The sequence below is a fragment of the Eleftheria terrae genome (assembly GCF_030419005.1).
Taxonomy (GTDB): domain Bacteria; phylum Pseudomonadota; class Gammaproteobacteria; order Burkholderiales; family Burkholderiaceae_C; genus Caldimonas; species Caldimonas terrae.
In genome coordinates this window covers 1-14,817 of the sequence record NZ_CP106950.1, presented here as the reverse complement: position 1 = coordinate 14,817, position 14,817 = coordinate 1, and the positions used below count along the sequence as shown (strand labels likewise).

Annotated in this window: 17 protein-coding genes; 2 read left to right on the top strand and 15 right to left on the bottom strand. The window is 62.7% G+C overall.

All coding sequences use genetic code 11. The annotated features are described in order from the left end of the window. Positions 1-106 precede the first annotated feature (106 nt). Positions 107-493, top strand: coding sequence for a hypothetical protein (locus N7L95_RS00085; RefSeq protein ID WP_301255470.1), 387 nt, complete (start codon positions 107-109; stop codon positions 491-493). A gap of 275 nt (positions 494-768) precedes the next feature. Here the strand turns inward: N7L95_RS00085 and N7L95_RS00080 are convergent, their stop codons facing one another. From N7L95_RS00080 to N7L95_RS00040, 9 genes are all read right to left on the bottom strand, one after another. Further along, a complete protein-coding gene (locus N7L95_RS00080; protein ID WP_301255469.1) occupies positions 769-1,461 on the bottom strand; it encodes a competence protein CoiA family protein in 693 nt (230 codons plus the stop codon). A gap of 171 nt (positions 1,462-1,632) precedes the next feature. Next, positions 1,633-3,441 (bottom strand): site-specific integrase, encoded by a 1,809-nt coding sequence (locus N7L95_RS00075; RefSeq protein ID WP_301255468.1) that lies wholly within the window; start codon positions 3,439-3,441, stop codon positions 1,633-1,635. Beyond that, positions 3,434-4,162, bottom strand: coding sequence for a hypothetical protein (locus N7L95_RS00070; protein ID WP_301255467.1), 729 nt, complete (start codon positions 4,160-4,162; stop codon positions 3,434-3,436). Before N7L95_RS00070 ends, N7L95_RS00075 begins: the two co-directional genes overlap by 8 nt. A gap of 506 nt (positions 4,163-4,668) precedes the next feature. Further along, positions 4,669-5,070: a hypothetical protein gene (locus tag N7L95_RS00065; protein WP_301255466.1), complete on the bottom strand. Its 402-nt coding sequence runs from the start codon at positions 5,068-5,070 to the stop codon at positions 4,669-4,671. A 189-nt stretch (positions 5,071-5,259) separates the two neighbouring features. Continuing rightward, the gene (locus N7L95_RS00060; RefSeq protein WP_301255465.1) at positions 5,260-5,469 is read right to left on the bottom strand and encodes a hypothetical protein; all 210 of its coding nucleotides are present in this window, start codon (positions 5,467-5,469) and stop codon (positions 5,260-5,262) included. A gap of 62 nt (positions 5,470-5,531) precedes the next feature. Then, complete coding sequence (locus N7L95_RS00055) at positions 5,532-5,918, bottom strand: thermonuclease family protein (RefSeq protein WP_301255464.1); 387 nt, start codon at positions 5,916-5,918, stop codon at positions 5,532-5,534. A 92-nt stretch (positions 5,919-6,010) separates the two neighbouring features. Further along, a complete protein-coding gene (locus tag N7L95_RS00050; protein WP_301255463.1) occupies positions 6,011-6,691 on the bottom strand; it encodes a DNA-binding protein in 681 nt (226 codons plus the stop codon). 799 nt (positions 6,692-7,490) lie between these two features. Continuing rightward, positions 7,491-8,186: an SOS response-associated peptidase gene (locus tag N7L95_RS00045; RefSeq protein WP_301255462.1), complete on the bottom strand. Its 696-nt coding sequence runs from the start codon at positions 8,184-8,186 to the stop codon at positions 7,491-7,493. A 54-nt stretch (positions 8,187-8,240) separates the two neighbouring features. After that, entirely contained in the window at positions 8,241-8,978 is a 738-nt protein-coding gene (locus N7L95_RS00040; RefSeq protein WP_301255461.1) for an NYN domain-containing protein, read from the bottom strand. 618 nt (positions 8,979-9,596) lie between these two features. On the opposite strand from N7L95_RS00040, the gene N7L95_RS00035 reads away from it, so the two are divergent. Continuing rightward, on the top strand, positions 9,597-9,878 hold the full coding sequence (locus tag N7L95_RS00035; protein WP_301255460.1) for a hypothetical protein: 282 nt from the start codon (positions 9,597-9,599) through the stop codon (positions 9,876-9,878). 614 nt (positions 9,879-10,492) lie between these two features. Here N7L95_RS00035 and N7L95_RS00030 read toward each other — a convergent pair. The 6 genes from N7L95_RS00030 to N7L95_RS00005 form a co-directional block, all read right to left on the bottom strand. Continuing rightward, on the bottom strand, positions 10,493-10,876 hold the full coding sequence (locus N7L95_RS00030) for a hypothetical protein (protein ID WP_301255459.1): 384 nt from the start codon (positions 10,874-10,876) through the stop codon (positions 10,493-10,495). Between the two features lie 772 nt (positions 10,877-11,648). Beyond that, positions 11,649-12,014, bottom strand: coding sequence for a hypothetical protein (locus N7L95_RS00025; protein ID WP_301255458.1), 366 nt, complete (start codon positions 12,012-12,014; stop codon positions 11,649-11,651). A 163-nt stretch (positions 12,015-12,177) separates the two neighbouring features. Beyond that, on the bottom strand, positions 12,178-12,549 hold the full coding sequence (locus N7L95_RS00020) for a hypothetical protein (RefSeq protein ID WP_301255457.1): 372 nt from the start codon (positions 12,547-12,549) through the stop codon (positions 12,178-12,180). Positions 12,550-12,572: 23 nt separating this feature from the next. Then, positions 12,573-12,977: a DUF4124 domain-containing protein gene (locus tag N7L95_RS00015; protein ID WP_301255456.1), complete on the bottom strand. Its 405-nt coding sequence runs from the start codon at positions 12,975-12,977 to the stop codon at positions 12,573-12,575. 17 nt (positions 12,978-12,994) lie between these two features. Then, positions 12,995-13,222, bottom strand: a complete 228-nt coding sequence (locus tag N7L95_RS00010) for a hypothetical protein (protein WP_301255455.1) — start codon at positions 13,220-13,222, stop codon at positions 12,995-12,997. A 96-nt stretch (positions 13,223-13,318) separates the two neighbouring features. Beyond that, complete coding sequence (locus N7L95_RS00005; RefSeq protein ID WP_301255454.1) at positions 13,319-14,134, bottom strand: N-6 DNA methylase; 816 nt, start codon at positions 14,132-14,134, stop codon at positions 13,319-13,321. Positions 14,135-14,817: the final 683 nt, after the last annotated feature.

Sequence of the window (14,817 nt, the reverse complement as noted above, 5' to 3'; positions counted from 1 at the left end):
TTATTGCAGTCGCCCTCATCACAGCCATCCACGATCGAGATACGTCGGGTCCGCTTTCCGAGTCGAGTTCCCGCCCCTGGACCGCGTCGTAGCCCAACCGGAGAGCATGCTGCGCGACCAGCTCGATCCAGGCACGGGTCAAGTTCTGTTTTGCTGCCCAAAGCAGCGCATCGTCAGGCAGCTCGGGCATGTGCTGCCGAAAGCGCTCAATGGCAGGCGCCAAGAGTCTGCGGAGGATTCGCTGGTCCGCCGCGAACCGCAACGCCGTCCCGTTTCGCCAGCTGCTGATCCATTGCGTGTCGTCATGCAGCCAAACGCAGTGTCTTGCGTTGTGATGCTCAAGCAGGGCTTGCCGAAGTTTTCGACTACCCGTGGTGGCCTCCCCGGGTACGAGTACGCGCGCATCGGACACAAGGTGAACCTGGCAAAGACGTTCGCCGGCTTCCTGGGCGAAGTCCCGCTCTTTGGTGAAGAACAGCGAGTGGTGTGGTAGGTCAAAGACGGTGCTATCTGGCTTGCGGGGCGGCGGAATCAACCAGGTGCTGAAACTCGCCTTGGTGCCGTGCCACCACGGTCCTGGGTCGCCGACGTAGCCAGCCGTCGAATCTGTTCCGAGCGCCTTCTTTCGGCGCGCAGCTTCTCCCATTACATCTGCTCCACTTCTAAATCGGCTTGCTGGCATTCAACGGCAAAAGCCGGGCACAGGCAAGACACCATGATCTTGGGAAGCCCAGAAAAACGTGGAGTGAATCCGGTGCGGGAGCACCGTCAGGAGGTGACGCCGCTCACTGCTGCTATGAGCTGGGCTTCTGAGACTCGCCGCAAAGCGAAGCGGCCCTTCTCAAGTGAGGCGACCAGGTCGGCGCACAGCGCTGCTGTCGCAAGGTGGTAAACGCCGTCACCGGCATCGAAGAAAACATGGACTGCCGAGTGCTTCCATCGCTCAATGAATTCGGTCGAACGACCCATCCAGGTCATTCGATAGAACGTCCTGCCGCGGCAGTCAACGGGGTCGGTCCAGTTCAGCGACATGCGCAGGTTGGTGACCCTGAAGCTGCCCTCGTCGTGGATGTGCAGCAGCCAGTACATGCTGTGCTCACGCCCATAGAAGGTGTCGCGAGCCCGTCGCTCCGCGTCGACGATCGGGGAATGCTGCAGCTCCAGTACGGCCGCCCTGCGGCCTGGCCGAAGACACCTCACGTCCGCCCGATGCCATTCGCCGCTGAACTCATCCTCAAGGCGGACCTCCCGACACGCCTCTGGAAAGCGCTCTTTCCAGGCCAAGTGCCATTCGCCTTCCGGTTCGCTCCAGGGGTCGCAGTCGCGCCCTTTGTGGCGCCAGTGCGCAGCATGTTGAATGGGCATCACGGCTAAGAGCCGCTGGCCACAGTCGGGGCAGACGGCTTTCTCTTTGCTATGCCGAGGAGGACGCTTCTCGCCGTCGATCAGCGCTCTCAGCATGGCAAGGGCATCTCGTGCTCGGCTTGCGTCCTGTGAGGTGAAAGTGACCGAGCTTTGCGAAGTGGATGTGAGCGCACCGGCAGTATTTTGCCCATCGAACAACGTCTTGGCAGCGGCTGCCAGCGCACGCTATTGATGTGTTGGTCCAGTTTGTCTCCGCTTGCTGTTCCCTCACTCCATACCTACCGCCGCCGCCCGCTCCATCAGTTCCTGACGGCGCTGCTCCTGCGCCTGGTAGTAGCCGGCAGTCGTGGCGCGGGACGCATGCCCCATCTCGGCCATCAGCACGTCTTCCGGCACCCCCGCCTCGGCGGACCGGGTCGCGAAGGTGTGCCGCAACCAGTGCTGGGTGGCCTTCTCGGCGCGGGCGCGCTCGGCAGGCGGCAGGTCGCTGCTCCGCATCGCACGACGAATGAAGGCCTTGATCGACTGGTACACCGCCGAGTAGGTCGGTGCCCTGGCGGGATCGTCGAGTGCAGCCAGCAGCGGCGTCGACCCGGGGCAGCTGCCCAGCGGCGGCAGCCCGCGGGCAGCCAGGTACTGCTGCAGCACCGCGATGGCCGGCGACGGCACCGACACCTGGCGGCGCTTGCGCCCCTTGCCCAGCACGTTCAGCTTCCACCCGTAATCGTGTTCAACCAGGTCGGCGATCGTGGCTCGCAGCAGCTCGGCCGCCCGCAGTCCCGTGAAGCGGGTGAACACCACGATGAACCCGTTGCGGGTGCTCCCCGGCCGTGTCGGATCGGGCAGGCCGGCCAGCAGCGCCTGGTACGCCGACGGCGTCAGTGCCCGGCTGGTCGGCGCCGGCGGCGTCTCGTCGCCGTCGACCAGGCTGCGGTTGACGGCCGACCACGGGTTGCTGTCCAGATAGCGCTGTTTCTCCAGCCAGTGGCACATCAGGTGCACCACCTTGACCGCCAGGCGCCGGCTGGCCAGCCCCGGCTGCTTTCGAAACGGCGTCCAGCCGGCCTCCACATCCAGACGCGGCGCGGGACGCAGCGATTGCCAGTGCTCCGGCACCCGGTTCAGGAAGGCCATGTAGGCGCGGCAGTCCTCCGTGTCGGCCGACGACATCGCCTTGCCGCGCTCCAGCACGCAAAACAGCAGCCAGCGCTGCGCCTCGCGCCGGTAGGTGGCGTCGGTCACCGCGTTGTGGCCGGGCTCCCCCGGCTGGCCCACCGTGGCCGAGAGCCAGGCGTTGATCGCTTCGAGGTCGGTAGTGGCCGGCACCCGCGGCGGCAGGGGCGACCGGTTGGCGCCGGCCGACCCATCCAGCGCGTGCCGGTTCGGCGGCAGCGCCGGCAGCCCGGCGCTCTGGATCGCGGCGCTCACCGGCGTGCGGAGGTGGTCCGGCAGCAGGGCAGTCAGCAGCGCTTCTATGCGCCCCGCCTTGACCGCCCCCACGCCCGGTATACCGCGCCACCACCGTCCCCCGCGGCGGATGGCACTGGCCAGTTCCCCCAGCAGCAGGTACCCGGCGCGCTTCAGTCGCTCGGCCACCGCCGGCTCGAACCACGTGTCGACCGGGTCGGTCGGTGCGACCGGCATGCCGACCGCGTGCTCCAGGTCGGCCAGCACGGCGAGCTGCCGCTGGCGCAGCTTGGCGTTGCGCAGCTGCTTCCGCTCGCCCTGGGGGTTCTGTGGCGGAAACGCCTCCTGGTACAGCTCCAGCAGCTCGGCCTCGCTCCACCCCTCCAGGCCCTTGGCCGCGGCCCACTCATGCAGGTTGGGCTGCGAGGCGGGGCCCGTGGCCTCCGTGCGCGCACCGACGTCGATGCCGATCAACCGCCAGCGCCGGTCTCCGCGGCGCCGCGCTAGCGCCCGCAGCTCGTCGATGACCAGACGGTGGATGGTCACCGCCTGGTGGCCATGCTCCAGCCCGAGATAGCGTCGCGCCGCGTCAACAAGCGGTACACCTTCTACCCAGGCCCGCAGGTAGGCAAAGTGGTGTGCCGCGAGGCGCCGGTGCGGGTCAATCACCGGATGAACCACCTTCGGACTCGTTTTCGCTCATTGCGGTGAGCCGATCCGTTAGCTGCTGAAGTCGAGTGCGCAGCGCATTCATCCGCGCCGTAGCCGGTCCGTGCTCGGCAAAGGGAATTCCGCCTAGAGCGCTGGAGCGGCCCAACTCCTGCGTGAGGCGGGACAGATCGGCCTGCACCGCCTGCGCTTGCGCAGCGAGCGTGGCCGCGAGCGCTTGCTGCTTCATTGTCTCGGCCGTCGCCCGTTGCGCTTTGGCGGCCTCTTGCTGCGCTCGTGCAGTGGTCGCCGCCCAGGTCAACTGCTTTTCAGTGGCTCTCGCCAGATCCGCCTGCGCGGCAGCCGACTTCGTGAGTTCGGCGCGTGTCAGCTCCAGCTCCGTGCGGCTCAACGCCAGCTCGTTGCGACTCACCTCCATTTGGTGGCGGCTCAAGGCCAGCTGCCGGGTCTGCAACACGAGTGTGAACACCAGTGCAATGAAGCTGAGGAAGGCAAACAGCGGGTTCAGGCTACCGCCGAGGAAATCACCGAACTGGCCCCAGACCGCTTGATCGCCGACCGGTTGGTCGCCGAACCGGACAAAGTACAGCAGCACGACGACGAACAAGGCGCAGAAGGCGACGAACACCAAGGTGGCGAGCACGTACACCATGCCCCGGGCGGTCACCCATCCCGTCTCCAGGCTGTTGCCGTCGACCTCAAATTTCTCTTTCTCCGACATGCACTTAGCTCCTTCAGCCCAACAACGTGGAGATTTGACTGAGAAATTATGCCTGTAAATAACAAACGTTATCTGCAGGGCGTGCGGTCAAAAAAAATGGCCGCCCGGTGCAGGGCGGCCGTTCTTGAACGGGAGGCGCCGCTCGCCTTGGCGTAGCGGCAGCCGGCGGCGGGATCGCAGGCGCGTTCCCTTACAGGGACCCCTTGGCCGCGCTAGCTAGGCGCGGCACAGCGACTGACAGGGGTTGAGTCGCGGTCGGGTGAGCGTCCCCACCCTCGAAAGGCCGGGGGCAGGGCGAACCATGCCCCCATCCCTATTCCAGCAGGCGGCGCCGGAAAGTCAAGCGCGGCGACGCTCGGATGACGGTTTGAGCCACCACGGCCGAGGCGTGATCTCGGCGCGGAAGGTGGGCGGGAGGCGGGCTCACGGAAGTTGAAGGTTTGTGCCCAGGTACCGCAAAAGGCGTCACGCGTACACGGGGCACCACCGCACTACTTCGGGCGATGTCAATGCCCCTCGCTGCGGCCAGAGAAAACTGGCATCGCAATTCCTTTCAGCAGCCATGCGAGCCACGCCCAGGCGATCAACAGCGGGGGCAGAAGGGAACGCCAGTGGTGCGCGCCCCTCGGGTGCTCCGGCTCGGATGGGGTGAATCGCATCACAGCGTAGTCCTCGAAATGCCACTGCTGGCCATCCTTCGTTTCGAGCACCCATTCCTTTGTCCACGCCCGGGAGAGATCGCCTTTGAGGACGGTCTTGTTGTCAGAGAGCGTCACCTCAACCTCGCGAGCGGGGTGGGCGCGCAGCTCCCAGATGCCGCCATAGAGCCAGGCCTCGTTGAATGCCAGATACGCCAGTACGGACCCGATGGCCAGTCTGGCGAGCGAGGGGGCTCGCGCGGCGCTCATTGCATACTCTTCCGGTGATTTGAACGGGGCATTCGAGCGCAGATGAACCGGAGGGTCAATCCTGTCAAGACAAGAAGCCGGTCATCGTTGCGACGATATAGGCTGATCACAGCCGCCGCCAAGACTGTTCACGAGCACGTGATCGCCTTCGGTGGCTTCACTGCGAGATCCCAGAGCCGATTGAATGGTTCATGGTGCATCCTTGTGCGAATGTTCACCCCCAGCAAGCCACTGCCACTGCCGCGCTTCGAGATCCGCGGCCTCTTCAGGCTCTAACCATCCATGCGCATCGTCGGCGGCGTCCAGTGCCACTTCATAGGCGCCTTCAGGACTAATTCCGGGCCAGCGGCGCCCAAACTCGTTGGCAAACCGATCCACCCATTCCGATTTCTTGAGCATCAGCAGTCCTCGAAAGACGGCCAGCGGTCTTTGGCGCGCCAAAGGTTTTCATCCCCGGCCCTTCACGGCCGGCTCTTGCGATAGACCCACGGCGGCACGGCGCCTGGGTCTGCCCACAGTCCACGCCGAGCCCCCTTGGCGAGTTGCTCGTACTGCACCAAAGTCTCGTCTCGGGAGTACGAACGATATACCCATGCATGCCCCCACCGGACCAGCTCCTCGTTCACGTTGATGCCAGCCACCATCACGATGCCGAGCGTGCGACCATGTCGCTCGCTCCCACGGTCTAACACCTTCACGTGGCGCCGGAACACCAAGTCGGCCAACGCCTGTCGCGAGCGCTGGCCAAACGCCTGCCGCTTCTCTGGAGCGTCAATCTCAGCCAGACGAACGCGGATCGCGCGTCGATCGTGCAGAACGTCGATCGTGTCGCCGTCGAGTACCGCCACGACCTCACCTTCGAAATCGGCTGCCCAGCAATGCGCCAGAGGCGTAGCCGCAGCCAGTACTGCTAACAGCCATCGCGCACAGAATGTCACGCCTACCCCCTAGAACGACCGGGTGTCGTCTTCACTGCGGCCGTTAGCTCGCTCAACTGGGTGCGATAGGCCTCAACCTGCCCCTCCATGCGCGCCGCATACTCGGCTGCCTTACGAGCCGCTTCGCGGTCTGCCAAGGCCGCCGCCTCTGCAGCCTGAACCCTCGCTGCCGCACGAGTCAGCTCTTCCGCGCTGCGGTGCTTCTGATCAGCCAACTGCTCGGCCAATTTCTCGCATTGCCGCTTGGCGCCACTGAGTTCCTCCACATCACGCCGTAGCTGCTCAACCTCTTTAGTCAAGCGGTCTGCCAATTGCATGGCGTCCCCCAGTTCAACCTCCAGTTCCTCGCGAAGATCCCCTAGGTCTCGGCGCTCTTTCTCTAAGCGAGCATTCGCGGCATCTAGGGCCATCGCCCAGAGTTCGGCGCCGACCGCGCTTAAGCGGTCGGCGTAGGCAGCCGGCATCGGCTCGGAAGCCTTCACCGACCCCGCTGCTCGTTTTCTCTTCCAGCCAGCGAGCGCGTTCGAGATGGTGGAGTAGCTCCCGCCCCCCGCGCGTTCTCGCACCGCTTCCAGCGTTACACGAGTACCTTCCGCATCCAGACTATCGGCCGCTCGCCACATGTCCAGAATGCGCTCCGGAGGGTTGTCGAGGTCATACGGAAGGGTTTTCTGCTGCGTCATGTAGTGCTCCGGTAGCTCAATACGTATGCAATTGTATAGCACTACAGCATACGCGCTACTACACAATACAACCTACATCATACACTTCCTACACCTGGTCGTTGCGGCTTTTCTTTGGCGCGCCAAACATCACCACTCGGCTGCTGATCCGGGGGGGGGAAGCGTCACCGAGGTTGTGCCTGGCTTGGATACCTGTATATTTGTACAGTATGACGACCATGCACTCTACTTCGTCGCGCGGTAGCTGTTACGTTTGTGCCTGCTTCGGCGGCCACGGCGAATTGCCGTACACAACGATCTGCCTTGACCCCCAAAGCAGCGGGAAATCGGTATCCCGGCTGCCAGAGGTAGGGTGTTGCGCTTGGCGCCGAGAGCCTGGCGCGGACGACGAGGGCGATCATCCACGGCTCTGGTTTCGTGTAGCTGGGCAACTCTATGAGACCAACGCCCTGGCGGTCTCTCGCTCACCCATTGAGGGCAATCGGGCCGCTGCAGCTGCGCCTACCCGACGCCGATAGCCGGGCAATGTGGGTCGCGGTAAGACGTATGCGGCTGGAGGGAAGGCGAGTGCCTGACCTGGACCTCGCCGTTCACCGGGCGGACTCCATCCAGGGGCACCTCTGGATTGCGAGCACTCGCGCCTACGGGAAGCTAATCACCGTCGCTAAGCTGACCGAGAATGCAGGCCCGCCAGGGCGGCACTTGCTGCCGCAACTCGACAACGCGCTTCTCACCCAGCTGCGAGGAAAACAGTTCGTGATCACAGGCCAGGAACTGGTGCGCACGGGAACGCAGCTTTTCAGCTATCGGCAGTCGTGGTTGTGCTATGTGCTGACCGAGCACCACGCGGGGGTAATGGAGCCGCCTCATCGCTGAAGAGTTCTGCCGGGTACTGATCGAGCAGCGGCGCAGCCTCCTCAATAGGCGCCTCCAGCCAGCGCCCGTACTCGGTCTCGTCCAACACCACCAGCATGCGTTTCGGGTCGCCTGGCTTATGCATGCGCCGCATCAAGGCATGCCCCTCAGCACTGATGGTGAGAGCGGTGAAGGTGACCAAGTCGACACCAGACCCATCCTTTGAGCGCCATCGCTCCCACAACCCAGCGATTCCCATGGGCTGACCATCCGATCTCCACATACGCCAGCGAACATGTTCGCCGGTTTCGTAGTTCGGTTCGTAGAAGGCCTCCATGGGCACGATGCAGCGCTGCCCTCGCTTCCAAGCGTCTCGGTACGACGCTTTGGTATGCACCTCTTCGCTGCGAGCATTGACCGTGGTCCACGGAATCTTGGCCTCCTTCGCCCACCAGGGCAGCAAGCCCCAGGTGCCGGCGACCGCCTCCACGTCAAAGGACAACGTATCAGACCTACGTCGGACGATCGGAGCACGGTAGCGAGGAAAGACTTCGCGCGGCCATTGTTCGTCGGGCAGATCCAACTGCCACTCACGACGAAACCTCGCTTTGTCCGTCAGGGGCACGTAGTTGACACACATCGACAATGCCTTCAGGTCACGACGCCCTGAGGATAGCGGCGCAACCTGCGTAGCTCACCAGTGATCCGGTTTGACCGCTGGCTTCTTGCGGGTCGGTACTTTGGCAGGCAGCTGAGCAAGCCGCAGCTCTTCATCCCGGATGTGTTGACGCGTCCAATGTGCGAAGGCGGAAAGTGAGGTGCTGACCCGTCGATCCGACGCACCTTCGCCGCCACGGGGACGGATGGGGGTGACGACGCCAATTGTCAGCTCCGGGAAGTCTTCACGCAGCGCCTGCAGCACCGGCTCCGCGTCTGAATCGTTGGAGCAGAGGACGACCTGGTCGTAGCGCCGCGCCACAGCGTCGCGGTACATCGCCATGGCAAGGTTGACATCGGTTTTCTTCTCGACCAGCCGCCACACCTTGACCTTCTTGTTCTTGTCGAAGGGCTCGCCCTCGATGTATTGGGGCAAGGCGGTACCGTTCTTCTCCCAGACATGGGTGCCGAGAATGATGGAAAACCGCTCGGGGTGGCGGTTTTCGAGCGCCCGGTGGTAGGTCATCTGCGCCTGCATAGAGGCGTCGCCGTGGGAAGCGAACCGGGTCAGTGCCGGCGCGGTGAAGAACTTGACCGCCACCACCGAGGCGCCCGGGTCCTGCACGTGCAGGATGTGGTCGAACAGCGCCACCACATCGAGCCACTTGAACTCCGTGCCGCGCAGGCGCCCGTAATAGAGGTTGTAGCCGTCGATGTAGACCGCGGTCGCCTTGGCGGGTGTCTCCACGTCGTTGTGCTTTCGGTAGGCAGACATGAAAAAACCGCCACTTGGGCGGTTTTTTCGTCCCAAACCGAAGCCAACTGAATGACCCGGCGAGGGAGGAGTAGTTCGGGGATTATGCAGCGCGCGGTGAACTTTGTCAATCAACAATGATGGAGAGAGACACAGCGTGAAGCTTGAAGCAGACGACAACGCCGCTCAGGAGACGGCTCGCCGACGTGGAAGTCTTTGGCGCGCCAAAGACTCGCACAGGGCGCTCCGCGCGACCTAGGGGCAAGCATCGCTTGCTACCAGCTTGAGCACGCAAAGCGTGCTGTGAGTGACAGGGCATTCCTCGCGCAACGGCTTCGATCCGTCGCCCTGCTGCGCCCGTTCGCAATCCGCGCAAGGTAGCCGCCGCGCGCAGAGCCGCAAGGGGCTTTCGCGGCATAAAAAGCGCCTCCCCGCCTCCGGCGGGTCCCCTCCATTTATTCCACGGTCCCCTTGCGGCTCTGCTTCACCGCGCCGTCTCAATGCGCAGACACGGCGAACGAACTCAGCAGAACGACGGGAGCGGCACCAGGGCCGCTCCGCTCGGAAAGCCGAAAACGATCGGCTCCTGAATCTAGCAGCCCGATCAGCCGAGAAATCCATACCAAGGAGAACCGTGTCATGAAAAGCCTTCGCATCGTCCCTAGCGCCCCTGTGTCGGACGACGCCCATTCCCAGACAACTGGGGGCTCGTCGGATGCCGTGCGCCTTCCTCCGCACTACCAGCTCGACATGGGAGCTGACCGAATCGTCTTTACATTCGATGCACAGCCCGCGCCCGAGATCTGCGCCCTTCTCGTCGCTCGTGGCTTCAGCATGTCGGCCGCCGGCCGCACCTGGAGCTGCCCCTACAGCCGCCGAGCGATGTGGGACAGCTTGGTTGTGGAAATTTGTCTTCGATGACGTCTTGAATTGAACGAGAAAAAGCCCTGCCAACAGACGTTGGCAGGGCTCTTCGGCATCTGGATACTAAAAAGCATCCTCATACCCGTGCGTCGCTTCCGCAATCTCCGACGCAGTCCGTGGCCAGGGCTCATCACCCCCAATGGACAATAGAACACGGCCGTCCGCAGCAGTCACCTCGACGTCCAAGTCTTGCCGGTGCCACATCCTTGCCCGTTCAAACGCGTCGTCCAGACTAACCACATACGCGTAACGCACCGACGCAGACTGAGGTCCACCGTCAGGCCATAGGCCATAAACCTCATATTGCGCCAACACGTCACCACCGAACATGGCCCGGCGCCGGAGAAAAACCGAAGCAAGATCATTTTGGTCGATAGACATAACATCATCCTCACGGTAATAAGGACAGCGCTGTGTCATCCCGAAGGACAACGCAATGCATTGCCCTTCGGTTTCCAAAACAACTTCCGCCGATCCGCTGTATCGCCAGCGAATACTTCATTTTCCCCAAATAAAGCACCACGTCAAGAGCGGTTCATACTTGCCATTATTGCCATGGCAAGAGAAAACCCGGTCAGCGTAGGCTGACCGGGTTTTTTTGCAGCGGGACACTACTGAGCGTCTTCCTGCTCGATCAGATGGATCGCACGAAGCGTTCCACGATCATTCACTCCTGCTTTGTCTCCCTGAAACCAGGGCTTAGCGCTAGCGTTGAGAATCTCAACCCGCGCGACAATTCGGCATCCGGGCTCCTTTTCCAGCCGATCTTTCAGTTCTGCTACCAGTTCCTTCAGATCCTCGGTAAAGCCGCATTCCGGGTATTTGAAAGCGAATGAGCCATCGCGTCGGAAGCCGTTGTGTTGCTTCAACTTGACGATCAGAAACTCACGAGCCTTCTTTCCATTCTGGGGTTCACTCCTGCAGAGTTTCACCTCTTGAATGTAAGCCTTAGCAGACGTGACCGACGAAACGTCGTCGTGGTTGACGTGAGACATGGCGCATCCTTTCACGGTAGATAAAAGGACACCGCTCTCGTCGTCCCGAAGGACAACGCAAAGCGTTGTCCTGGGGGGTTACCAAAACGGTTTTCATCTCCTCGCCGCAGATAAGCAGCGCGCGAGTGATGTATTTATCGTTCTTGCACTCACAAACGTCAATACACCAGCACGCAACAATGTGTAATGACAACTGTCAATTCACTATCGGTGTGCCGCATCACCGCGCTCCACTTTCTCATACGTCTCGCGCCACGTGCGCACGAAAGGCGAGCCAATGGGAAGCCGCAAATGCAGCAAGGCCCATCCATACTGAAGGCTGAGGGACAGGGAAACCAGCGACTCCACGGCGTGCGTTCCCTCTGCAGCCACTTCGCCAGGCAGCGTCGACGTTGCCAGGCACCACAGTGCCAGCACGGCAGCCGTCAGTCCCCAGTACCAACACAAGATCTTCACTACAAACACGACCAGCTCGCCGAGCTGCTCGGCCCAAGCCGATGGCTCGCCGGCCAACCGCCGGGTCGATCGCCACGCCGCCTGGCGCGCACGATGGGCGCGCAGCTGCTGCCGTCGCCAAGCGGACTCCAATCGGATTTGCTCGCCTCTAGGCGTTCGGTCGCCCGCTCGGCGATGGGCAGCGTGGATGTCGTAATTCCACGCAGCCTGCAACGCAGCAATGACGCGGGCCAGGGCACGTGTGATTCTGTGCATGCGAATCTGGCAGACCCATGAAAAAACGGCACGATCCCTAAGGACCGTGCCGTCTGTTGCGTTAGACCGGGAACACGAAAGGCTGATCGCCCAGGTTCATGTGAACGATGTCGCCTTGCCGAATCCAGCTACTCCGCATACCGAGCTTATGAGCGACGGCATCGAAGAACGGGATCGGCGTTTTCAACCCCAGGACCTCCATGTAGACCGTATGACGGCCATGCATGGCGCCCAACAAGAAGTCGACCGTTTCCGTGTCCGTGGGATGGAAGAAGAGCGTTTGATCGCGCTTCGTTCCTTTCTCACAGAAGATCACTCGCGCATATGCGGACAGATAAGGCTGCTCGCCATCCGGCCGCTTCAGCACGCGCACTTCCTCGACACGGGCCGTTCCACAGCTAACATTACTTGTGCTACGCTTAAACATGGTTGGTTCCTTTCGCGAAAAGGTGTAGTACCACCGCCAAAAGAGCCATGTTCATCCGGTCAGGGATGAACATGGTTCATCCCCTTCCGGCAGTAGCGCAAAGCTACGATCAGACTTTAAAAAGTCCTCCCGCAGCCGATTTCATCATAGAGCAAGCGGCTGTTCAGTGTAGGCGGTCGATAACGTCTAGTTGCATCTTTCCTTGGGCGCCGAGGGCTCTGAGCGGGGCTGACGTCCTTGTAAAGCTGATGCGATCGGCAATGGCCGCGAGCTGGGTTCTAGCGTCGATCTCGGCGTCTTCATGGGTTGCACCGCCGAGAAGCCGGGACTCCTCGCTTGACACGTCGACGACCACCAGGCCTAGGGCTTGGCGCTTCCCTGGCAGCAACAGATGTCGACCAACGGCGTGCACGAGAAAATCTGCTCCATCGTCGCTCCGGCCGATTTCAAGCGTGATGCGAACTCCGAGCCCTTCTGCCCGTTCGATAAGTTCCTGGGTCGAAATGATGTTCAGCTGTGTGCCTACGATGTCCATACCTCAGCCTGTCTGCGTTTGCGTCATTTGATCCGCCCCATCTCCGCCCGAAGCGCCACCAGGTTTGCCTGATGTCGACCGACGGCCTCGGCATCCTTCTTGGTTGTCGCGGCAGCCAGAAGCTCCTGCTCTTTGGCCACCTCCCGTTCAAGGATCTGTCGCCGCTCGGCGTCCCGCACAGCTTGCACCGACGCCGCAACTTTTGGCCGAGGCACTGAGTCAGCTGCCCTACCTTCCGAACGTGCAGCCGGAGGCGCGGCCAGTTCCCTGGCGGCTGGCACCTTCTCTGCGAGCGCAGGCACCAGTCCCTTGGGCGGGATATTGGAGAACGTCACGTTGCCGTGGTCATCGACATGCCGGTAGATCTCGGCATGAGCAAGAACAGCTGCACTCGCCAGCAAGACGAGTGCAGCAGTTTGACGCTTCATCGGGTGACTCCTGTCGATCAATGTTGTTCTCGCCAAGCGGCGAGAACAACGGGGTGCATGGCTGGGCCGTAGGTCATGCGTTCAGCGAATTTCTCTTCGGCCGGAACACCTTCAGCTTCGGCGCGGGCGTGCGCATCGACAACGCTGGCCGCCCACCCGAACCATACTTCGGAGCCGTCCGCCACGCACCGGTAGTACCCGGGCGCGAAGCGATCGGATACCTCTTGATCGGCAAATTGGCTCATGTCGTCTCCGTCGGCGTACACAATGTACTCATAGGCTACCATCGGGGTTGCGTTTGTCAACCCCTCAGTAACACGCTACGTCTCAGTCGAGCGCAGCTAGAACAGCGAGAACTGCCGGTTGGAAGCGGTGGCCGGGAACGGCTCCCGCTCGGTCGCACTTGGTTCCCCTTGAGAAGGTTCAGCAGACACGTCACTCAGGTCACACATTTGCGACTCGGCAGGCGGTTGTTGCTCGGCCTGGGCTTGCTCCACTTTCCGAAGTTTCTGATCCCAGAACCCGAGGATGTGTGCGGGCGTTTTCCACGTACTCCAAGTCTTGAGGCTCAGCGAGTTGCCGTGGACGACGAGCGCAGGAATGTGCAGCAACGAGAGCTGGATATACGCCATATGGGCTGCGGTCGCGTCGATATCGACAGCCGTGACGTGCAACTGCTGTTGCGGGTTGAGCTGGTTGTCCTGCATCGCCTCAGCCAAGGCGATCACCATCGCACCAGCGCCAACGCAGGGTTCCATAGCTCGCACAAAACCGTTCCGCGCAATCGGCGCGTCGCAGTTCACCACTGACATACGAGCCATCAGGGAGCACACCGGGTAGGGGGTGAAGTACTGCCCTTTCCAGTGGTCACCGAGGTTTAGCGCCATGAAGGTCTCGCCCAGGCAGTCGCAACTGCCAACCTCCAATGTTTCAACAACGCAGGCCAGCATGTGCGGAAACCGCTCCACCTCCTCCGAGTTGTAGCGTTTGACGATCTCCAGATACCGAGCCTCACGCTGGGCGTACTGCACCAGGTCCACGCTGTTGCTGATCGCGAGCGCCGACAGCTCACAGAAGTCGCGCCACACCTCGTGGGGACGGTGCCGGTGGCTGTTCTGTTTCACGAGTGACACCAGGCGCTTTTGTGCCTCTTGCATTTCCACCTCATCGAAAGAAGTTGGAAGAGGCCTCGCGCCGACATGGCGGAGATCCTCTCGCTCGGACTTCCCTCGCTCGCCCCTGGGGGCGCGGGGTGGGGGATGTGGGATTGGGGCAGCCGAAGAGCGAGCCGGAGTGTTCCGGCCCGCTGCGAAATGAGATCCCCCCACAAGTCCCCCCTCACTGAGGGATGGGGGGCGCTTGTGGGGGGAGTGCAGCGGGCGGGTACCCGGCGAGAGGCTGCGAGGGGCGACGCAGCGATCGCGGCCGGCATGCCAGGGCTGCGGCCTGGCGGGACGGCTGCAGGGCGGAGTCGCCCGGGGGAATCTCGGCGTGGCGTCTCTGCGGCGGGCGTGCCAGGGAGGGACGAGCTGGCGCGGCGGCCGAGCCATGCCGAGCTGGAAGGGGGTGTTGGCCGAGGCCGAAGGGGGAGGCGTGTGACGTCGACCAGGTCAGCCTGGTCGACGGGTGCGGGGACGGGATTGCTGCGGCAGCAGCTGTAGGAGGTGGCCGGCGCCGGCGGCGCCGCCACTGCGACGCCAAGGCAGCGAGCAGGTTCAGGGTCAGGCGGCGGAGCTGGCCGAGTCCGGCGCCGGGCTACGGAGTTCAACGCCCGCGGCCGCGGGGTTGAAGCCCTGCCGGGCCGGCTCCTACCGGCGCCCCGGGCGCTCTAGCGCCCGGC